The following is a 19894-nucleotide window of genomic DNA, read 5'->3' on the forward strand; positions in this document are numbered from 1 at the left end:
ACTAACCTCAATGACTTCTACTGAAAAATACCATATTATGAAAAGTATGTCTTATCGCATTTTTGCGCTTTTCTTGGGCCTCACCCTTTTTGGCCTCAATTTCCAAAGTTGTAAGAAAGACTTTGATGAGCCCCCCATCCGTGAGCTCCCTAGCCTTACTGGCAACACTACCGTAGCCGAACTCCAAGCGCTACACAATATCGGCGAAACCGCCGACTCTATCTCCGGCGATATCATCGTCGAGGCTATCGTCGTCTCTTCTGATGAAGCCGGTAACTTCTACAAACAACTTATCGTTCAAGATGCTAGCGGTGGTGTAGAAATTCGCGTAGAAATGAATAATCTCTACAACGATTATCCCGTTGGCCGCCAAGTCTGGATCAACTGTAATGGCCTCTACCTAGGCGATTATGAAGGAAACTACCAATTGACCATCAACGCCAATGGCGACCGTATCCCCGAAGGCCTTTTGCCCGAGATTATCGTCGCCGGTGAACGTGACCAGCCCATCAACGCTCCTGTGGTCACTATCGCTGACATCAAAAGCAGTACGCAGTACCGCAACATGTTGGTCCAAATCGATGATGCCCAATTCGCTACTGCAGACGCTGGCCAACCCTATGCCGATGCAGCCGCTCAGCAATCTGCTAACCGTACTATCGTAGACTGTAATGGGGAGGCTATCCTCCTTCGTAGCTCTGGCTACTCTGACTTCGTTGCAGAACTTACCCCTAGCGGAAAAGGTACTGTTTTTGGCATCCACTCTAACTTTGGCTCTGATGCCCAACTCTATATCCGCGATACCGATGATATCAACTTTAATGATGCTCGCTGTAGCGTAAATGTTGGTGGCAACCTCATTGACTTGACTACCCTCCGCGCTGCTTATACCGGTAGCACAACCGTAGCTCCAGCCAACTCTAAGATCAATGTTTATGTGATCTCTGACCGCAATACAGACAACTTGGTGGACCAAAATATGGTCGTTACTGATGGTACCGCTGGTATCACCATCCGTTTCTCTTCTGCTCATAGCTTTAATGAAGGGGACCAACTAGAAATTGGTATCGATGGCGCTACTTTGGATGAGTTTAACGGCTTGCTACAACTAGAAGGCGTAAACACGGCCAATGTAGGCATTTTGAGCAGCAACAACGCTGTTCCCGCTACTACGGTAACGCTTAGCGATTTGAATACCAATGCCGAAACCTATGAGTCTATGCTCATCAAAGTAGTTAATGCTAGCCTTTCTGGTGGCGCTACTTACTCTGGTAGCTTGACTATTGACGATGGTACCGGTAGTATGGACCTCTTCACTCGCTTTGGCGCTACTTTCGCTAGCGATGCCGTTCCTTGCGGTACCCTAGAGGTAACGGCTATTGTTGGCCAATTTACTAGCTACCAACTTCAGTTGCGTAACCCCGCTAATGATGTAGTAGGTGGTACTACTTGTACTGTTGGTCCTGCCAACTTGACCACTATTGATAGCATCCGCATGCTTTATACTGGAAGTAATGTAACTGTAAATGCCAAAAAAGTAAGAGGTGTAGTTATCTCTGATGCAGCCAATGGCAATATCAATAACCAAAACTTGGTACTCCAAGACGGTACGGCTGGTATTACCCTTCGTTTCTCAAATGCGCACTCTTTCAATCTTGGCGACTCTATAGAGGTGATCTTGAATAGCGGTGTAGTAGGTGAGTACAACGGTCTTCTTCAAGTAGATGCCTTGTCGACGACTAACGCTACACTTATTGCTTCTGGTGTAACGCCTGCTGTTCGCACGGCTACTATTGCTCAGGTTTTGGCCAATGCTGAAGACTGGGAATCTACTTTGATTCAAATCACTGGGGTTACTATTAGCGGTGATGCTACTTACGGCTTCAATGATATTACTGATGCTTCTGGTACTATGGATTTCTATACCAATAGTAGTGCTAACTTCCATGGACAAACTGTTCCTACGGGTACTGTAAATATTACGGGAATCTTGGGCCAATATGACTCTAACGTTCCTGCGACTACAGACTACCAAATCCTTATCCGCAGCACTGCTGATGTTCAGTAAGCTTTAGGCTATTGATTATAATGAGGACTGCCCGCTAGCCAAAAGCTAGCGGGCAGTTTTTTTTTGGCCCAAGGTCTTGTTCTGCGTTCTACAGGGCGCGAAGCGCCCGCAGGCTGAGGGATAGATAGCAGTGGCCGCAGGCCAGACCCAGCCGCCAAAGGCGGCGCAGGGCCGAGCGAACAGCGAGCTGCGACATAGCCCGACCCGAAGGCCCAAAGGGCCGTAGGGGCAGCCCCTCCCCTACTTCCTCAGTATTTCTAGCTCCTCCTCGGCCTTTTGGGGCCAAGGTCCCTTGCGCTCTACCCACCTCAACTGAATGGCAGAGTAGGGCGTTTGCGACAAATAAGTTTTGGCCCAAGCCCGCAAATAAGGCTTGTTAGAAAAGCTGGGTAAATCGTACTCCATGATGCTCCAATCATCTACAGATAGCCAGTAGAGTCTTTTGCTGCGATAGGCCGTTTTTAGGACCTTGAGTGGAATTTGTTGCTTGAGGCTGGGGGCATTAAATTGCTCTTCCGAAAAGCCCAAATACAGCTCTGTAGAACAGGCCGAATACATAGAAAAGGAAAGTGGATAGGGCCAAAATCCGGTACTTCGCTGGCTGGGGAGCAGGCCAAAAAGCAGGAAACTGAGCATAAAAGCAGGCTGTTTGTACAAGGCCCTTTGTTGGTGTTTTTGGGGGCTAAAAAGCAGCAGTCCCAAGAGCGGCATGCCCAAATTCCAGGGATAAACCACCCGATTCCAGTCGTCGAAAAAGAGGAAAAGCAAGATGCCCAAATGAAAGGGAATGAGCAGCCAGCGGCTATAGCGGGCCAATTTTGGGAAGAAAAAGCTCAAGCCCAGAAGGGCCTCAAAAATGGCAATGAGGTAGCCGCCCAGGGGCCAATTGGCCCAGCTTTCGGTCCAAGAGAAAATGCCCATCAGCCAGGGAAATACCTCGCTGGCAAAGAGCGGGTTAATTTTATTTAGGCCCGCCCAAAGGTAGCAGCAAGCCATAAAAACAGACAGTAGCTTGAGGACCAGCGCTTGTCTTTGGCTTTGCCATTGGGCCCAGGCCAGGGCCAAAAAGAAGAAAAAATACTGATAGCTCCAGGCTTGTAGCAGTTGTAAATCGGCCAAAAATCCGTAGGTCAAACAGAGCACAGCCGCCGATAAGCTATAGCGGTTGGGGCGAAATACAACTGCTATGAGGACTACAACTAAGGCATAAAAATAGGGGGCGCCCAAGGGCAGGGGCAAGAGGCCCTGCATGGGGAAAAAACGTTGGCCCAAGCCCCAGGCAGAGGCCGAGAGCAGCAATTGGGCAAAAAACATCAGGCCGCAAAGGCGGGCAATTAGGGAGAGGCGTTTGCTGTTAGGCATAAAAAAAGAGTCAAAAAAGATCAAAAAAAGAGCCCGACATCCTCAGATAAATCGGGCTCTAAACTACTTAAATCAGGTGCTATTTGCCTTCTTCTAGTCGGCGTTCAGATTTAATTTGCTTGAGGGCATTTTCCTCATCTGCGATCTGTTTTCTCAAGAAGGCCAATTTATTTTCCTTCTCTTTAATTTCTGCCTGAATTTTATCCAGTTGCTCTTGGGTCGCTTTTCGGGCAGCTTCAATCTTCGCCATATTCTCAACCTCCACGGCCTTGAGGTTTTCGGCTAGTTTTTGTTTGGCGGCAAGATTATCGGCCTGAATATTTTTGATTTCCTCTTCAGAGCGTTTTTTGGCCTCGGCAATTTTTTGGGCCGCATTTTCTTGGGCCTTGGCAATTTGCTCGGCATTGAGTTTCAGCACTACATTGAGCGAGTCTTGCAATTCTTGCTTTTTGGCAGTGGTTTCTTTTTTGGCTTTGGCAATTTCGCTAGCGCCTTTCTCTTTGGTATCGGCAATTTGGTTGGCTACATTTTCCTTTACCTTGAGTAGGCGTTCGGTTTCGGCTTTTTCAACCAAAACGGTCTTGCTACGAATCTCCTGAATGGCCTTAGCGGCTTCTTCCTTAGTTTTTGCAATTTCAAAGGCGGCCGTTTCTTTGGTGGCGGCCACTTCGCTCAAAATCTTTTGGCGTTCGATAGCGGCCTTTTCCTTATCGGCACGGATGGCCTCGGCTTGGGTCTCTCTGTTTTCGGCAATCTTTTTGGCTTTTTCCTGATCAGAAGCGGCCATATCGGCATAGGCAGCGGCTTTTTCTGAAGCGACCTTTTTGCGCAATTCGGCAATTTCTTTTAGGGCTTTTTCTTGGGCCAAAAGGACCTCCTCTGCGGCAATTTCCTGGGTCTCTTTCATTTCTCCCTGAGACATGCGGTTCACCTCATCGGCCTGGGCTCTAGCTGTAATGATATCGGATTGTACCTTTTCTTGAATTTCCTTTTGCTTTTTCACGGCTTCTGCTTGGGCCTCTTGTACGGCCTCTGCATATCTGGCCTTAGCCGCAGCGGCATCTTTGCTGGCCTGCTGTGCTTCTTTTTGTGCTTCGGCATCTGCGGCAGCAATTTGCTCGGCGGCCTTTTCTTTGGCCTGGGCAATTTCCTTAGCGGCAGCAGCCTTAATTTCAGCCTCTCTGGCTTTGGCGGCCTTAATTTGCTCCTGAATTTCTTTCTGAATACGCTCAATTTCTTCTTGGGCTTTCACCTTGGCAGAGGCCACATCGGCCGCCAATTTTCGCTTCATGCTTTGGGCCTCTTCTCTGGCTTTAATGACCTCTTCATTGGTCAATTCCTTAGAGTTGGCAATTTCTGCTGCCGCTTTCTTTTTGGCTTCGGCTACCTCTTCGGCAGTAAGGGCTTTTTCTTTGGCCGCATCTGCTTTATCTTCTCTAATTTCCGACTTAATTCGGGCAATTTCATCCGCGGCAATTTTGCGCTCTTTCTCAATCTGAGCAGCAATGGCCTCTCTTTCTGTGGCCGCCTTTTCTAGAGTTGCGGCCACCGATTGGGCCGATTTCTCCTGCGCAGAGGCAATGTCTTCAGCGGCTTTGCGGCGCGCCTCCAAAACATCCATCTGAATCAATTCTTTTTCCTTGGCGGCTTTTTCTCTGGCTGCCGCAATGCTTTTAGCGGCCGCAATTTCGGCCTCGGCAATTTTCTCTGCAGCCGTCTTACGAGACTGGTCTACATCCGCAGCCGTTAGATTTTGCTGCTTTTTGGCCTTCTCTTTAGCCGCCGAAATTTCGGCCGCCATTTCTTCCTGAATGCTCTTGACTTTTTCATCAGAGGTTTCTTTGGCTAGCTCTACCTCGGCATCATACTGCGCCTTGGCCGATACGTACTGCTCTTTGGCGCTTTTGATGCGCTCGGCAGCATTCTTTTGAGCCTCAGCCACTTTCTTGGCCTCATTGGCCTGAATCTCACTGATTTTAGCATCGGCCTTCTGCCGAACTTGCATGGCCTCCAACTGCGCTTTTTCAATCAAACTGTTGGCCGTAGCCTGCGCATCCTCAATGGCTTTTCGCATCACCTCTCTAGCCTTGGCAATCTCCTCTTGGGCCTTCTGACGCACCGCAACCACCTCTTCCGCAATAGAAGATTTTTCCTTAGAAGCATTCTCCCGAGCCGTAGCCAAAGAACGCTGAATGCTCTCCCGAGCATCCGCCGCCTTCTGCTTTTCGTTCCGAATCGCTTCCTGCGTCAATTCTTTTTGTACGTTCAACTCATACTTCAATTTCTTGATCTCCTCATCCGAAAATTCTTCGCAAGGAGAAGATTGCGCCCGGGCAATCAATGCCGTAGAGTTGTTTTTCTTGGGGTCCTCCTTGGGCTTTTCGCCCCCTCTAGAAGAAGCCACCGGCCCCGATTTCTTCGCCCCAGCAATAGTTACATTAACGTCCTTATAAGGCAGCAAATCTTTGTTGATCACCTGCGTTAAACAATAAGCCGTGTTCTTCAACTCCTCTTGCCGCGTACTCGATACCGGACGCACATACATTTTACTCACCGTCATGTCTACCAAACGAAGAGTGCGTACTTTATTCACCGCCAACCACTTGAGGTTTTCCATATTGAGCTGAATACTGTTTTGGTAGCCCTTGCGGTTCCCCACCTTAATCTGCTCCGCCGTCGAAATAAAGTCGTACAAACGCTTTTCCCCACTAGTCGAAATCAACATGATTTTAGTATTCCCCTTTTCCAAAGGATGCTCATCCGTAGAGGTAACTTCCAAGATAATCCCATCATCATCAACCTGCAAAACAAATTGATAACTCAAAGAGGTCTGACTATGAATGATAATAGATTTGGAGCGAATCTTTTGACGATCACTCATGCTTACTTTTTGATCAAAAACGGTATTACACCCCTGCTGAGCAAAAAGCGAAGGGCCAGCCAATAGCATATAGCCCATCAATAAAAGTAGAATATGACGCATATAAATATATATTTTGGGGAAAATTAAAGGGATAAGTCATTCATACCCTCATAAGTTACAGAAAAAAGGACAAAAGCTTTGGAGAAGCCCCCATTTTAAGAGTTCTCCTCCCTAAGGAGGCCCTACTTGCTGTTTTTTGGGGCTGCCCCTCGCCTATCGGCTCGGGTCGGGCTGTGTCGGGGCTCGCTATTCGCTCGGCCCTGCACAAAAAAAGCTGCGCTTTTTTGCTGGGTCTGCGGCTGCGCCGCCCCCCTTTCCATCCCTCAGCCAGATTTAATCGCGCTGCTTTGGTCGTAGTTTGCTATGAATTTTTGGCTAAGCCAGCTATTTTTTAAGGGCATAGCCTTCGCTATGGCCGAGAAAAATAGGGCCGACTAGCGGGAAATTGCTGCAAACTATAAAAGTGAGTGCGTTTAAATTTGGCTATAGCCAGTCGCTGCGCTCCTTTGCGGGCGCTGCGCACCCTGCTCCATCCAAAAGAGAGCAAGGCCAAGCAAAACTAGTGCATGCGGTCGGCCCGAAGTTCTAGCCCAGCCAAAACCTCCGCCTCAAAAGCCAAACACGCTTTCCAACGAGCCATGGCCGTTTCTTCTCCACAATACTCTTTGGCCAAAGATAAAAAGAGCTTATAATGCCCCGCCTCCGCTACCATAAAACCATGGTAAAACTTCCGCAGATGCTCTTCTTCTAATTGAGTGGCCAACAAGCGAAAACGCTCACAACTTCGGGCCTCAATCATGGCACAAACCAAAAGCTTATCGAGTAAGGCCGTTTCTGGGCGCCCACCTTTACGCACAAAGGTAAACAACTTATTGACGTACTCGTCTTTGCGCTGCCGCCCCAACTTTAACCCCCGCTTTTTGAGCTCTTTGAGGACCGAACGAAAATGTCCCCACTCTTCCGTAACAATAGGGGCCAATTCAGCCACCAAACGCTCGTAATCCGAATAGCGCTGAATGAGCGAAATGCAGCTGGTCGCCGCCTTTTGCTCACAATAAGCATGATCGGTCAAAATATCTTCCAATTGCATGGCCGCCAAATCTACCCAACGTGGGTCGGTAGGTAGTTCTAGGCCCAAAACACGTTTAGTCGTTAGTTCCATAAACTAATTTATCTTTAATTCTTCTTTTGCTTCCTGATAAGCCTGCCAAACTCCAATAGCCTGACGAGCCGCTTCTACATCATGTACCCGCAAAATGCGAGCCCCTTCTTCTAAGGCAAAAATATGCGCTGCAGTAGTAGCCGGCAAAACTTCTTGCGGCTGGCTGCCCAAAAGTTTGTACAGCATCGACTTTCGAGAAACCCCCGCTAAAATAGGCAAACCCAATTGCCGAAAAGCTTGCCCCCCCGCCAATAACTGATAGTTCTGCCCCAGGCTTTTTCCAAAGCCATAACCAAGGTCCAAAATAATATCTTTGACCCCCAACTGACGCAAGGCGCCCAGACGCTCCACAAAAAAGTCATAGACTTCTAAAACTACTGACTCATATTGGGGTTTATCTTGCATCGTCTCTGGCCGCCCCTGCATATGCATCAATACATAAGGCAAACCCAACTTAGCCAGCACTGGCCAAAGTTTAGGGTCTATAGAGCCCGCCGATATATCATTGACCAAATGAATGCCCTCGGCCGCTGTAGCCTCAATAACTTCAGCCCAATAACTATCAATGCTGATCAATAAATCTGGAAACTCTTGCCGAATGCGCCTTAATGGCCCCAAAATTCGCTTTAACTCCTCCTCCGCAGAAACTGCCAGCGCCCCAGGCTTAGTCGATGCGCCACCAATATCTAAAATATCTAGCCCTTCCCCAATCATCCGCTCCACTTGCTCCAAATAAGCCTCTTCCCCCAAATAACGCCCGCCATCATAAAATGAATCTGGCGTTAGGTTGAGAACCCCCATAATCTTCGGAGAAGAGAGGTCCAAAAGTCGCCCCGCCGCATTAATCGTTGTTTGCATACTGCTTTTATACTTTAATGCGGCTAAAATAAGCCTTTTTTTTGAGAAACTAAGCCCCCAGGCCCTGCCGCTTATTTAGATAAAGTCTGATAAAAAACAGTTCTTTTTTTCCTTATATCAAGCCCCCTAATTACCTTTGAAGCCCCTTCTGACAAGGATCATTTTTTAATGTATAAATGCAACTAAACTTATGTTAAACGGACTACAACACGCTCACTCTGGCCTCCGCTGGCTAGTACTTATCTTTCTTTTACTCGCCATTGTGACCTCTTTCCAAAAATGGAGAGCCAATAAACAAGAGTACCTAAACAGCGATAAAAAACTACCGCTTTTTGCTCTCATTTTTACGCATACGCAGTTCCTAATCGGACTCATTCTCTATTTTATCAGCCCTAAGGTACAGTTTGTAGAAGGCATGATGAAGGATACTTATCTCCGCTTTTATGCCGTAGAGCATATCAGCATGATGGTCCTTGCTGTGGTAGCCATTACGATTGGCTATAGCCGTGCAAAACGCCTAGACGATGCCCCCGCTCGCTATAAAACGCAGTTTATGTTCTACCTTATCGGCCTAGTCATTATGCTAGCTGGTATCCCTTGGCCTTTCCGTGAAGCCTTGGGCGCTGGATGGTTCTAAATCATTGAATCAAAAAATAGAACTATACCCAAAGGGGCAAAACTGTAGTTTTGCCCCTTTTCTATTCCAAAATACGCTAAGGCCATATTTTAGCGCTACGCCCTTGCTAATCATTTAGCTTAGGGGCGAAATAATATGCGCTTAAATTCAGCCAAGGAGCCAATCCAAGATATCTGCACGGCTTAGTGCAAAGCATAAATTTTAAATAGCCTAGCCCCAAAAAGGAAAAGACTTTATTTTAGGCTTAACAAACCCTAAGCGGTAAAACTTGTTTGCCTAACTGGAATTCAATACCTTTGCAGCAGGAATTTTTAATATAAATCTTATACCTACACATAATATATATAGTTATGCCCAAAACAGTCAAATGTCTCATTATCGGTTCTGGCCCTGCTGGCTACACCGCTGCAATTTATGCTTCTAGAGCCAATATGGAGCCTGTACTTTATACAGGAAAAGAGCCAGGTGGTCAGCTGATGATCACAACAGATGTAGAAAACTTTCCGGGTTATCCCAATGGCATCATGGGACCTGAAATAATGGAAGATTTCCGCAATCAGGCGGCCCGTTTTGGTACCGAGATCCACACAGGAGTCATGATTGAGAAAGTAGACTTTTCTGGTCCAGTACATAAAGCTTGGACTGAAAGTGGAGAAGAGATCCATGCTCATTCTGTAGTGATTGCTACGGGTGCTTCGGCCAAATGGCTAGGCATTGAGTCTGAAAAGAGGCTAATGAACAAAGGCGTTTCTGCCTGTGCTGTTTGTGATGGCTTTTTCTTCCGTGGGCAAGAAGTCTCTGTAGTTGGTGGTGGAGACACTGCTGCTGAGGAGGCCCTTTATTTATCTAAACTTTGTCCCAAGGTGCACCTCTTTGTTCGTCGCGACGAGCTACGGGCCTCTAAGATTATGCAAGAGCGCATTGAGAAAACCGAAAATGTGGAGGTACACTGGAATACCGAGATCGAAGAGATTTTGGGCGATGATGGTGTCACTGGCGTTCGTCTTGTCAATAATAAAACGAAGGAAAATAGCGAACTCAGCCTAGGCGCTGTCTTTATTGCTATTGGCCATAAACCCAATACCGATATTTTCAAGGAGTGGTTACCCACAGATGAAACTGGCTACCTCATTGTAGACCAGCCAGGTACTTCTAAGACTAAGATTCCTGGTGTTTTTGTTAGTGGCGATGCTGCAGACAAAGTATATCGCCAGGCAATTACCGCCGCAGGTACTGGCTGTATGGCCGCCCTAGATGCCGAGCGCTACTTAGCTGAAGAAGGCATTATTTAAGCCTATACCTTGGCAAAAAAGGCTGTCGAATTTCTCTTCGGCAGCCTTTTTTTTGTTTGGCTAGGGCCCATTTTGGTCCAAAAGGCCACCTAGCGCCATGCCGCCCTTGGCCTAGCGATGTGGAGGGGGGGCCAAAGGCCAGACCCAGCGGGCGAAGCCCGCGCAGGGCCGAGCGAACAGCGAGCCCCGAAACGACAACAAGCCCTTTAGGGCGCAGTTCGACGACCGAAGGGAGTAACCGCCGCAAGGCGAAGCCGCAGCGGAGGCCCCAAAAAAAAATAGATACAGCATAAAAAAATAGCTAAGATGGAAGCAATAGATTTTGGAGGAGCATTTTGGCAAGGCAAGCGGGCACTAACGGATAGTCGGCAGGCGGTAGAAGCTGAGCGGCAAATCTTTTTTGCTCGTTTGGGGCCGCAGCACAATGGGCACGATTATATTCCTGCCCTTTATGAAAAAGGCCTGCGGCATTTTGTGGTAGAAGAGGGCGGTTGGGCAGAGCGCTACCCCAAGGCCAATTTTTTGCATTTTCCTGATAGTTTGGCCATTTTGCAAGCTTGGGCGGCCTGGCATCGGCAGCAATTTGAGGGGCCAATATTGGGCATTGCGGGCAGTAATGGCAAAACGATTATTAAGGAATGGCTCTATCAGTTGCTTTCGCCGCATTTGGCCCTACTCAAAAGCCCCAAGAGCTATAATTCTCAGTTGGGGGTGGCGCTTTCGCTTTTGGAATTACGCAAAGAGCATCAGTTGGGCCTCATTGAGGCGGGAATTTCGAAGCCGGGCGAGATGCAGCGGCTGGCTAAAATGATTTCGCCCCAATATGGGCTCTTTAGTAATTTGGGCTCGGCACATGATGAAGGTTTTGCCCATAGAAGCGAAAAACTAGCCGAGAAAATGCGTCTTTTTGAGGGGGTAGAGCAGCTGGTTTATTGTTTGGACCAGAGCGAATTGGCCCAGTATGTCGCAGAGCATTTTGAGGAAGATCGCCGCTTTAGTTGGGGCCGTTCGCCCTTGGCCAAGTTGCAGCTTTTATCGGAAAAACAGCAAGGCGCCCAGACCATTTTGCGCCTAGCTTATGCGGGTCAAGAGCAAACAGTTGTTCTGCCCTTTTGGGGAAAAGCCGCCATAGAAAACGCCCTGCAAGTCTTGAGTTTTTGTCTACTTTCGGGCTTATCTTGGGCCGATATTCAGGCTGGATTTAGGGAGCTGCGCAAATTGCCTATGCGGCTCAGTTGGAAAAAAGGGAGTCGAGATTGCCTCATTTTAGACGATAGTTATAGCAATGATTTATTGGGTCTTCGGCATGCTTTAGAGTTTATGGCCCAGCATCAGGAACATCGCTTTTTGCGGCCCAGCATCATCCTCTCCGACATCATGGAATCGGGCCAAGAAGAGGAGCAACTTTATGCAGAGGTTGCCCAATTATTGGAGCAATATCAGATGGAGCGGATCTTGGGCATTGGTCCAGCCATGCAGCGACAGCAAGGACAATTTGACTTTATTCCGGAGCGCAATTTTTACCCCAACACAGAGCAGGCCTTGGCGGCCTTGGTCTCGGATGAGTTGCTTTTTCAATCGGAATACGTCTTGGTCAAGGGAGCTCGGTCTTTCCGTTTGGAGCGTTTGAGTCAGCGCCTCCTCGAGCAGCGGCATCGCTCGGTTTTGGAGCTCTCCAAATCGGCTATTTTGCATAATTTGCGGACCTACAAGCGGCAATTGAAGCCCTCCACTCGGCTGATGGTCATGGTCAAGGCCTTTGCCTATGGCAGCAGCTATGAGATGGCCCATTTACTGGCCAATCAGGGGGTCGATTACTTTGGGGTAGCCTATGCCGATGAGGGGGTACGTTTGCGGAAAGAGGGCATTCAGCAACCGATTATGGTCATGAACAGTGAAAACCTGGCCTTTGAGGACCTCTTACAGTTTCGCTTGGCTCCTTCCATCTTTAGTTTGGCCCAGCTCAAGGCCTTTGTACAATTTTTGGAGCGTTACCACTACCCTGCTCATCCCATTCACATCGAGTTGGATACGGGCATGCATCGTTTGGGTTTTGAGGGCCAGGAATTACCCGCCCTTTTGGCCTTTTTGAAAGCGAAAAAGCAATATGTACAAGTGGCGGGTATCTTCTCGCATCTGGCCGCAGCCGATGAGGCCGAGCAGCAGGCCTTTACCCATTTGCAGGCCCAGCGTTTTGCCCATTGGGCCGAGCAAATAGAGGCCATTTTGGAGGAGAAACCCCTGCGGCATCTACTCAATTCGGCGGGAATTTCGGCCTATCCAAAGTACCAATACGACATGGTTCGTTTGGGCATTGGGTTGCATGGGGTAGACCCTGCCGAGCGCTTAAATTTGCAGGCGGTGGCTCGTTTGCGCAGCCAGGTCTCGCAGGTCAAGCAACTAGAGGCGGGAGAGGCCGTTGGCTATGGCCGAGCGGCCAAGGCTCCGCAGGCTAGAGAAATTGCCACCTTGGCCATTGGTTATGGAGATGGCTTGCCTAGGGGGCTGGGCAATGGCAAGGGGCAGGTTTATATAGGGGGAAAACTTTGTCCCTTGGTGGGCAATGTTTGCATGGACATGTGCTTTGCGGATGTATCGGGACTAGGGGTTCGGGCGGCTGATAAGGCCATATTTTTTGGTCCCGAGCTGCCCATTGAGGGGCAGGCCAAGGCCTTGGGCAGTATTCCCTACGAGCTCCTGACTCGGATAGGGCCAAGGGTGCCGCGTTTGTATTATGAGGATTAGGATTTGGGGCTGCCCGCTCGCTTCGCTCGGGTCGGGCCATTACACAGCTCGCAGGTCTGCTCGGCCCTGCAGGCTTTTTCGCTTTGCTTCAAAAGCCTTGGGTCTGCCGCCTTTGGCGGCCCTGCTCCAGCCCCTCAGCCGATAGCGCCAATAAAAGAGCCCCAAATGGCCTTTGGCCATTTGGGGCTTGCGCTAGTCTATTGGCTGGCTTAAATTGTTGTTTTTTGAGGAAAGACAGCAAGCGCCATGCTTAAGCTATCTTGCAAAGCCGTCTCATTGAGGGCGAGCTCTTCCTTTTGGCTATTAAAATAATAGACCAGATTTTCGGTAGGCATATTGCCCGTTAGATCATCTTTGGCCATAGGGCAGCCGCCATATCCTCTGAGCGCCCCATCAAAGCGGCGGCAATTATTTTGGTAAGCGGCCACTACTTTTTCCTCCCAGTTGTGGGCTTGAGTATGAAAATGGGCGCCAAACTCTACATCTGGATAAGGGGGAATCAGGTTGGCAAAAAGGTATTCGATAATTTGGGGATTAGCCACTCCAATCGTATCAGAAAGCGAAATAATTTTGATCCCCATATCGGCCAGAACATTGACCCAATGCTGCACCAATTCTACATTCCAGGGATCGCCATAAGGGTTCCCAAAGCCCATAGAGACATAGACCACCAACTGCTTATTATGCTTGAGGCAAAGCTTTTGGATAGCCTCCACCCGGCCCAAAGAATCAGCGATACTTGCATTCGTATTGCGTTGTTGGAAGGTTTCGGAGATCGAAAAGGGATAGCCTAGGTAGCGAATTTCTTCAAATTGGCAGGCCTCTTCGGCTCCTCTTTGGTTGGCCACAATAGCCAGCAACTGGCTGCTACTCTGCTCCAAATGCAGTTGGCCAAGGACCTTGGCGGTATCTCTCATTTGCGGAATCGCCTTAGGCGAGACAAAGCTGCCAAAATCTAGGGTATGAAAGCCCACTTTTAGCAATTGATTGAGATAATTTACCTTCTCTTCTGTGGGGATAAAATCATGCAAACCCTGCATGGCATCCCTTGGACATTCAATTAATTTGATCATTAGCTGTTAGTATGTTGTTAGTGAGGTCTAATTTTATACGGATCGGGCGAAAAGGAGCGAGAACAAAATGTAATTCTAATAGTTCTTTAGTAAGTTTGCGGCTTCAACGGAAATAGCATCTACAATTATGAAAAACAAAACAACCCTAACCCTCATTGCCTTTGGGCTTTTCCTCATTGGTTTTGTGGGCCTAATTGTCAACCTTATTGGTCTGCCATTTATGCTGACCGACTGGCTCAACCAGCTCTTTGGCACAGCCATTGGCTTTTTACTTAAACTCCTTCTCGTGATGATCGGTTTAGGTTTGGCGGTCTTTGCCAATAGTCCAGAAAAGGAACCCTATGATGAATACTTTGATGGGGACAAATTTGATTAGAACTTATTTTTCCACATCATAGATTCTACAGGATAAGGGGTTTTCTCTACATACTTGGCATTTTGTTTTTTATTGTAGCGATTTTCTACCTCGCCATCTAAGGCGAAGTAAATGAGTTGGCCAATAGGCATACCTGCATATACGCGGACGGGCAAGCTACAAGAAATCTCTAAGGTCCAATAATTACAGAAGCCCACATCTCCTTTGCCTGCTGTGGCATGAATATCAATGCCTAGGCGGCCCACACTAGATTTCCCCTCTAAAAAAGGAACTTGTTGATGGGTTTCGGTGTACTCTTGAGTCACGCCTAAATAAAGTTGACCAGGTTGTAGAACATAGCCTTCTTCGGGGATATCGAAACGGCGAACCGAGTTATGTTTTCGAGCATCTAGGACCTCGGCCTCATAGACGGCCAAGCTGGCTCCTAGGTGAACATCATAGGAATTGCTGCCTAGGCAAGCTCTATCAAAAGGCTCAATAACAATTTCGCCTTGCGCTATACGCCTTAAAATGGCTTTATCAGATAGGATCATCTTGTTCTTCTTGAAGACTGTTCTACGAGCTAGACCAATCTTTATTTTGAATAATAATAATTTTGGGCGAATTAAAAAAGAAAAACAGACTTAGCTACTATTTATCAGGATAAGATTTTATTAAACTTTTGTCTTTTTTTCTTGGCCAGCCCACTTTTTTTTCGCTCTTTTCGTTATGGAAATTAACGGCTAGCCCTTACATTTGCAGGCCTTTGAGGGGCCCGAATAAATAGAGGGTAATCCTTTAAAAGACAACATAAAAGCAAACCATCGAAAATTCTATTTCTCTATGTATTGGACGTTAGAACTCGCCTCTTATTTGCAGGATGCTCCTTGGCCTGCCACTCGCGACGAACTTATTGATTATGCTATCCGCTCTGGTGCGCCTATCGAGGTGATTGAAAACCTTCAGGCCCTAGAAGACGAGGGAGAGCATTACGAAGGCATTGAAGACATCTGGGATGATTATCCCACCAAAAGTGATTTCTTCTTTCCTGAAGACGAATATTAAATGCGAAAAGCGTTCTGGTAGAGCCCAGAGCGCTTTTTTTTTGGTTCTATTTTGCGGTTTTGCAGGCCCAAAGGGCCGCAGGCTGAGGGATGGATAAGGGGGCGGCGAAGCCGCAGACCAAAGGCTTTTGAGCGAAGCGAAAAAGCCTGCAGGGCCGAGCAGACCTGCGAGCCCTGACACAGCCCGACCCGCCCGCAGGGCGGGGCAGCCCCAAAAACAGCTTATCGAAAAATAGATTTTCGTTCAAAATCGAGTTTGAAGAGGATGGCTAGCAGGATGCCAAAAGACATTAGGGAAGAGCCTCCATAGCTAATAAAGGGGAGTGGAATGCCGATCACGGGGACTAGGCCGACCGTCATGCCGATATTGACAAAGAGGTGCATAAAGAGAATAAAGGCCACTCCATAGGCGTAATATTTGGCAAAATCGGATCGTTGGCGTTCGGCTAAGTAGAGAATGCGGAGCAAAAGGGCTGTAAACAGGCTAATGAGGAGAAAACTGCCCATAAAGCCCCATTCTTCGCCCATGGTACAAAAAATAAAGTCGGTAGATTGTTCGGGCACATAGTCTAGTTTTGTGCGTTCGCCTTCTAAGAAACCTTTGCCCCAGAGCCCGCCAGAACCAATGGCAAATTTAGATTGCTCTACATTGTAGAGTGCGCCAAGGGGGTCGCATTTTTCGGGCCGAAGCCAGACCAAAATGCGTTCTTGTTGGTGGGGGCGAAGGAGTTTATAAATGGCATAATTGACGGTAGCGCTATAGCCGATGCTGAGAGCAAGGATTCCTAAATTGAAGCCAAGGGCTTGCCATTGGTTTCGTTTCTTGAGCCCTGCTAGGGCCGATAAGCTGAGCAGGCTTGTTGAAAACAAGAAGAGTAGGGGCCAAAAATAGGCAGCTTGATAGATAAAATAGAGTAGTACGCCTAGGGCAACAGCTGCTAGCAGCCAGCGTTCATTTTTTTGCCAAAGGCGAAGGGCCACCAAATTGGCTAAAAAAATGAGGGTTAAAATCAGCCCGCTCACATCATCGACCATCAGGGAGGCGATGCCCAAACTGGCCATACTTAGGCCTAAGATATAGATGAAAGGTGGAAAACCTGCACGAAAAATGACAAGAAAAAAGGCGACGTAAACCAAACAAGAACCTGCATCGGGTTGTAGGGCAATAAGAACCACTGGGCTCAGGATAAGGCCTACGGCTTGCATTTGGTACTTAAATTCCTGCATCCTAAACTGTGGCCGAGTGAGTAGGGCGGCTAGGGCCAAGTTAGTGGCTGTTTTAGAAAACTCTGAGGGTTGCAGCCTAAAGCTGCCAATGCCAAACCAAGAACTAGCCCCATTGACTGGTTTGGTAAAGAGGACCGCAAAGAGTAGAAATAAAACGCCAGCAAACGCTAGGGGGCTCATAGTATGAATAAACTTAGAGTCGATAATTTGGACCCCCACAGCCAACACGATAGCTGCTATAATCCAGATGAGCTGCTTGCCGTAGTTCTTGTCTAGGTCTAGTAAATCTGTATAGCTTTCGGCATGATACTCCGAGGCAAAAATCATTAGCCAGCCGATGGCCATCAGGGCTAGGGTGAGGCCAATGCCCAGCCAATCATAATTGCTAAATTCTTTTCTGAGGTCGTTCATGAATAATAAAATTAGGCTCAAAGATAAGAAAGGGGGGGCGGCCCTTGGTCCAAAAGCGAAAAAAAAGCGGAAAAACCCAGAGGTTTTTCCGCTTTTTTGCGCTACCTAAAAAGGCCTTAGCTATTTAGGGCCTGCCAGCTTTCGTCGCCGGCCTTAATCACTCCTGTTTGAGGGAGTTCATTGGCGGCTTGGAATTCGCTGACTGTGGCGGCTAGTTCGCTGCTATATTCTCCATCTGCTGCGCAGCTGTAGCCATTTTGGGCCAAAAGGACCTGAATGGTATAGACATCAGAGGTTTCGTTTTTGCCTCCTTTGCCCACGCTACCATCTAGGCGGCTCTTGAGGTCCATATTGAGCTGTTGAGCAGAGGCTTGGTCATATTCCATCCCAATCAAATCGACCTGATTAGAGCTGCTATTGCCTACTTTTCCGTTGGCCAAGAAGCGGCGCATATCTTCTTTGAGGTTAGAGGGGTTGATATAGCCTTCATGTCGCCCTACTTCATTGCCATCGCGGAGATAGACCATAGTGGGCACTTTGTCCACCTTAAAGCGCTCATGCAATTTGGTGCGGCCATCAATCAATACATTTTCATATTTGATGCTGGTTGTTTTATTGGCCTCTGCGGCTAGTTCGAGCACGGCATCTTTTACGGAGCTGCCCACTTTTTTACAAGCGCCAGACCAGACGGTTTCGAAGTAGACCAGCACAAACTCGCCCAGCTCGAAGAGTTCTCTTTCCGAGATAGTTTTTTGGTCCTCCATAGAAATCACCTTGCTACTATCCGAGAACTTAGCGCCCTCGAGCATCGTATTGATTTTTTGTTGGAGGCTAGCTAGGCTAATTTCGCCTTCATGTCGAGCAAACTCCTTATTGTCCACCATAAAGAGGAGGCTAGGAAAGTGCTCGATATTATGTTTTTTGCGCAAGCCTTCTTGGCCATCATCTACATGTTTTTCTAGGCTAAACTGCCCGGCATGTTCGGCTGCCAAGTCATCTAGATGTTTAGAGAGCTTGCGACTGTCGCCAGTTTGAGTACCAAAGAAAGCAATTTTGTAATTGCCTTCAGCTTTTTGGGCCGAGCCGAGCAATTGTTTGGCTCTATCGCTTAGGCCGGCCACGGTGGCCTTGATATTTTGCGGCACTTCGGCAAGGTCGGCAAATTGGCCATACCAGTTGCTGGCCAACTTTTGGGCTTCTCCGGCCAATTTTTGAACGCTTTCATCTACTTTTTTGCCAGCGGCTAACAAGTCTTCTGCTGCGGCAAAGCAATTGGCAAAGAAGGGTTCTTGTTCAAATTGGGCCTTGAGTTTATCGAATTCTGCTTGCCAGTTGCCGCTACTGCCTTTGGCCTTGGCCAAAATCTGATTACATTTTTCTAGGGTGGCCTTCATTTCTTGGGCCTGAGCGGCTAGGGCTGCATCTTGGCCAAAGTCGCCGGCTTCATAGTGCTTGAGCCACTTTTGGGTCGCGGCCTGAAGGTCCTTAACTTTATTTATAGTTGCTTGATCCATTGCTGTGGTTTATACAAGTTGCTGCAATTGGCTCTCTTGGATGAGCTGATTGATTTCTTCAAAAAGGGCGGCATTGCTAGCAATAGCCTCCCCTTTATTTTCGGGAGCGGCTACAGTTTCTTCAGCTGCGGCAGTGGCCGTTTCCTCTTCTTCTAGCTCGCCAAATTCGGCGGCTAGTTCGGCATTGAGTTCTGCTTCAAGGGCTTTGGCGGCGGCAATTTCCTCTTCTAGTTTCTTAAAGAGCTTACGGGTTTTAATAAAGGCTGCACCAAATTCTTGGCGGAGTCCGGCATCTGCGTCTTTGAGCAAGAGCGCAAATTGGCGAATGGCGGTTTTTAGCTCTTCGGCCTGGCTGATGTCTTCTGGCTGAAGTCCATCCGCTAGGTTGATGCCTTTATTGAGCTCTGAAATCTCGACCAATAGCCCTTGAATTTGTTCTTTGGGGCTAGCGGGCGCCTCTTCTGCGGGGGCTTCGCTAGCATCGGCTACATCTACGGTGGCTTCAGCTGTAGCCATGGCTACTTCTACGCCTGTACCTTTTAGGGCTGTTTTGCTCAGTTGCTTAAGCAATAGGGCTTTTTTTGCATTCCCCTTCAATGGTTCAAGTTGAAGCACGGGATTGTCATATTCATCTAAGCTAATGTAGCATTGCCCTAGGCTAATTTCTTTTTTATTGGCTTTGAGCAGCTCTTTAGAGAGTTTGGTCCAGCTAGCGGTTTGGTCGCCAGGAATAATAAGGCCCATTTTTTTGCCAGGCATATCGGCAAACTCATAGTTGGTGAGGGCCAAATATTTGGTGGGCAGATCGGCACTGTTGTGCTCCGATTGCATGCTGTTGAGCAAGGTCTTAATGACCTTTTTGTACTCCTTGTATCCCAGGCTTTTTTCCTGAACCTGTTCGGGCGTAAGCTTCTTAATTTTCATAATCTGGTTCGCTTAATTTTTTTGGCAAATGTATTTGGAATCCGAAAATACAAAATTTATTAGGCTTCAGCCAAGCAAAAAGGGAAAAGCCATTTTTTTTTTCGCTTTTCTAAAAAACTATTGTTTATCTGTCTTTTATAGCTTATTTTATTGCCTTTTTTTTGGGGCTGCCCACTCGCTTCGCTCGGGTCGGGCTGTGTACTCCCGTTGGTCGTCGAACTGGCGCCCCTATAGGGGCTGGTTGTCACAGCTCGCAGCTCTGCTCGGCCCTGCGGCGCA

The 19894-nt window shown here is 47.9% G+C and carries 15 protein-coding genes; 6 read left to right on the plus strand and 9 right to left on the minus strand.

Features of this window, described 5'->3' with window-relative positions; genetic code table 11:
• Nucleotides 1-37 precede the first annotated feature (37 nt).
• Nucleotides 38-2068, plus strand: a complete 2031-nt coding sequence (locus SAPGRDRAFT_RS03975; RefSeq protein WP_002657376.1) for a DUF5689 domain-containing protein — start codon at nt 38-40, stop codon at nt 2066-2068.
• A 240-nt stretch (nt 2069-2308) separates the two neighbouring features.
• On the opposite strand, the gene SAPGRDRAFT_RS03980 is transcribed toward SAPGRDRAFT_RS03975, so the two are convergent.
• From SAPGRDRAFT_RS03980 to folP, 4 genes are all read right to left on the minus strand, one after another.
• Nucleotides 2309-3430, minus strand: coding sequence for a hypothetical protein (locus SAPGRDRAFT_RS03980; RefSeq protein WP_002657378.1), 1122 nt, complete (start codon nt 3428-3430; stop codon nt 2309-2311).
• 79 nt (nt 3431-3509) lie between these two features.
• On the minus strand, nt 3510-6413 hold the full coding sequence (locus SAPGRDRAFT_RS03985; protein ID WP_002657379.1) for a hypothetical protein: 2904 nt from the start codon (nt 6411-6413) through the stop codon (nt 3510-3512).
• A gap of 499 nt (nt 6414-6912) precedes the next feature.
• On the minus strand, nt 6913-7515 hold the full coding sequence (locus SAPGRDRAFT_RS03990) for a tRNA-(ms[2]io[6]A)-hydroxylase (RefSeq protein WP_002657381.1): 603 nt from the start codon (nt 7513-7515) through the stop codon (nt 6913-6915).
• A 3-nt stretch (nt 7516-7518) separates the two neighbouring features.
• Entirely contained in the window at nt 7519-8373 is an 855-nt protein-coding gene (folP, locus tag SAPGRDRAFT_RS03995) for a dihydropteroate synthase (protein ID WP_002657383.1), read from the minus strand.
• A 190-nt stretch (nt 8374-8563) separates the two neighbouring features.
• Here folP and SAPGRDRAFT_RS04000 point away from each other — a divergent pair, with 190 nt between their 5' ends.
• The 3 genes from SAPGRDRAFT_RS04000 to SAPGRDRAFT_RS04010 all read left to right on the plus strand — a co-directional run bounded on the left by SAPGRDRAFT_RS04000 (nt 8564) and on the right by SAPGRDRAFT_RS04010 (nt 13047).
• Complete coding sequence (locus SAPGRDRAFT_RS04000; protein ID WP_002657385.1) at nt 8564-9010, plus strand: Eukaryotic cytochrome b561; 447 nt, start codon at nt 8564-8566, stop codon at nt 9008-9010.
• A 350-nt stretch (nt 9011-9360) separates the two neighbouring features.
• A complete protein-coding gene (gene trxB, locus SAPGRDRAFT_RS04005) occupies nt 9361-10302 on the plus strand; it encodes a thioredoxin-disulfide reductase (protein ID WP_002657388.1) in 942 nt (313 codons plus the stop codon).
• 306 nt (nt 10303-10608) lie between these two features.
• A complete protein-coding gene (locus tag SAPGRDRAFT_RS04010) occupies nt 10609-13047 on the plus strand; it encodes a bifunctional UDP-N-acetylmuramoyl-tripeptide:D-alanyl-D-alanine ligase/alanine racemase (protein WP_002657389.1) in 2439 nt (812 codons plus the stop codon).
• A 209-nt stretch (nt 13048-13256) separates the two neighbouring features.
• Here the strand turns inward: SAPGRDRAFT_RS04010 and SAPGRDRAFT_RS04015 are convergent, their stop codons facing one another.
• Nucleotides 13257-14120: a hydroxymethylglutaryl-CoA lyase gene (locus SAPGRDRAFT_RS04015; RefSeq protein ID WP_002657391.1), complete on the minus strand. Its 864-nt coding sequence runs from the start codon at nt 14118-14120 to the stop codon at nt 13257-13259.
• Nucleotides 14121-14247: 127 nt separating this feature from the next.
• Here SAPGRDRAFT_RS04015 and SAPGRDRAFT_RS04020 point away from each other — a divergent pair, with 127 nt between their 5' ends.
• Nucleotides 14248-14496: a hypothetical protein gene (locus tag SAPGRDRAFT_RS04020; protein ID WP_002657393.1), complete on the plus strand. Its 249-nt coding sequence runs from the start codon at nt 14248-14250 to the stop codon at nt 14494-14496.
• On the opposite strand, the gene dcd is transcribed toward SAPGRDRAFT_RS04020, so the two are convergent.
• Nucleotides 14493-15029 (minus strand): dCTP deaminase, encoded by a 537-nt coding sequence (gene dcd, locus SAPGRDRAFT_RS04025; RefSeq protein ID WP_002657395.1) that lies wholly within the window; start codon nt 15027-15029, stop codon nt 14493-14495. The genes SAPGRDRAFT_RS04020 and dcd overlap by 4 nt on opposite strands.
• Before the next feature lie 289 nt (nt 15030-15318).
• Between dcd and SAPGRDRAFT_RS04030 the strand changes: the two genes are divergently transcribed.
• Nucleotides 15319-15540: a DUF2795 domain-containing protein gene (locus SAPGRDRAFT_RS04030; protein WP_002657397.1), complete on the plus strand. Its 222-nt coding sequence runs from the start codon at nt 15319-15321 to the stop codon at nt 15538-15540.
• 221 nt (nt 15541-15761) lie between these two features.
• Here the strand turns inward: SAPGRDRAFT_RS04030 and rodA are convergent, their stop codons facing one another.
• The 3 genes from rodA to SAPGRDRAFT_RS04045 form a co-directional block, all read right to left on the minus strand.
• A complete protein-coding gene (gene rodA, locus SAPGRDRAFT_RS04035) occupies nt 15762-17177 on the minus strand; it encodes a rod shape-determining protein RodA (protein WP_002657398.1) in 1416 nt (471 codons plus the stop codon).
• A gap of 116 nt (nt 17178-17293) precedes the next feature.
• Complete coding sequence (locus SAPGRDRAFT_RS04040) at nt 17294-18691, minus strand: thioredoxin domain-containing protein (RefSeq protein WP_002657399.1); 1398 nt, start codon at nt 18689-18691, stop codon at nt 17294-17296.
• Nucleotides 18692-18700: 9 nt separating this feature from the next.
• A complete protein-coding gene (locus SAPGRDRAFT_RS04045) occupies nt 18701-19615 on the minus strand; it encodes a hypothetical protein (RefSeq protein ID WP_002657401.1) in 915 nt (304 codons plus the stop codon).
• Nucleotides 19616-19894: the final 279 nt, after the last annotated feature.

Origin of the sequence: Saprospira grandis DSM 2844, from assembly GCF_000275825.1 — a bacterium.
In the GTDB taxonomy this organism is placed as follows: Bacteria; Bacteroidota; Bacteroidia; order Chitinophagales; family Saprospiraceae; genus Saprospira; species Saprospira grandis_A.

Coding starts and splice junctions, on each gene's coding strand:
- dcd (WP_002657395.1), bottom strand. CDS start 15,029: ATGATCCTATCTGATAAAGCCATTTTAAGGCGTATAGCGCAAGGCGAA.
- SAPGRDRAFT_RS03975 (WP_002657376.1), top strand. CDS start 38: ATGAAAAGTATGTCTTATCGCATTTTTGCGCTTTTCTTGGGCCTCACC.
- SAPGRDRAFT_RS03990 (WP_002657381.1), bottom strand. CDS start 7,515: ATGGAACTAACGACTAAACGTGTTTTGGGCCTAGAACTACCTACCGAC.
- SAPGRDRAFT_RS04045 (WP_002657401.1), bottom strand. CDS start 19,615: ATGAAAATTAAGAAGCTTACGCCCGAACAGGTTCAGGAAAAAAGCCTG.
- SAPGRDRAFT_RS04020 (WP_002657393.1), top strand. CDS start 14,248: ATGAAAAACAAAACAACCCTAACCCTCATTGCCTTTGGGCTTTTCCTC.
- SAPGRDRAFT_RS03985 (WP_002657379.1), bottom strand. CDS start 6,413: ATGCGTCATATTCTACTTTTATTGATGGGCTATATGCTATTGGCTGGC.
- SAPGRDRAFT_RS04015 (WP_002657391.1), bottom strand. CDS start 14,120: ATGATCAAATTAATTGAATGTCCAAGGGATGCCATGCAGGGTTTGCAT.
- folP (WP_002657383.1), bottom strand. CDS start 8,373: ATGCAAACAACGATTAATGCGGCGGGGCGACTTTTGGACCTCTCTTCT.
- SAPGRDRAFT_RS04000 (WP_002657385.1), top strand. CDS start 8,564: ATGTTAAACGGACTACAACACGCTCACTCTGGCCTCCGCTGGCTAGTA.
- trxB (WP_002657388.1), top strand. CDS start 9,361: ATGCCCAAAACAGTCAAATGTCTCATTATCGGTTCTGGCCCTGCTGGC.
- rodA (WP_002657398.1), bottom strand. CDS start 17,177: ATGAACGACCTCAGAAAAGAATTTAGCAATTATGATTGGCTGGGCATT.
- SAPGRDRAFT_RS04010 (WP_002657389.1), top strand. CDS start 10,609: ATGGAAGCAATAGATTTTGGAGGAGCATTTTGGCAAGGCAAGCGGGCA.
- SAPGRDRAFT_RS04040 (WP_002657399.1), bottom strand. CDS start 18,691: ATGGATCAAGCAACTATAAATAAAGTTAAGGACCTTCAGGCCGCGACC.
- SAPGRDRAFT_RS04030 (WP_002657397.1), top strand. CDS start 15,319: ATGTATTGGACGTTAGAACTCGCCTCTTATTTGCAGGATGCTCCTTGG.
- SAPGRDRAFT_RS03980 (WP_002657378.1), bottom strand. CDS start 3,430: ATGCCTAACAGCAAACGCCTCTCCCTAATTGCCCGCCTTTGCGGCCTG.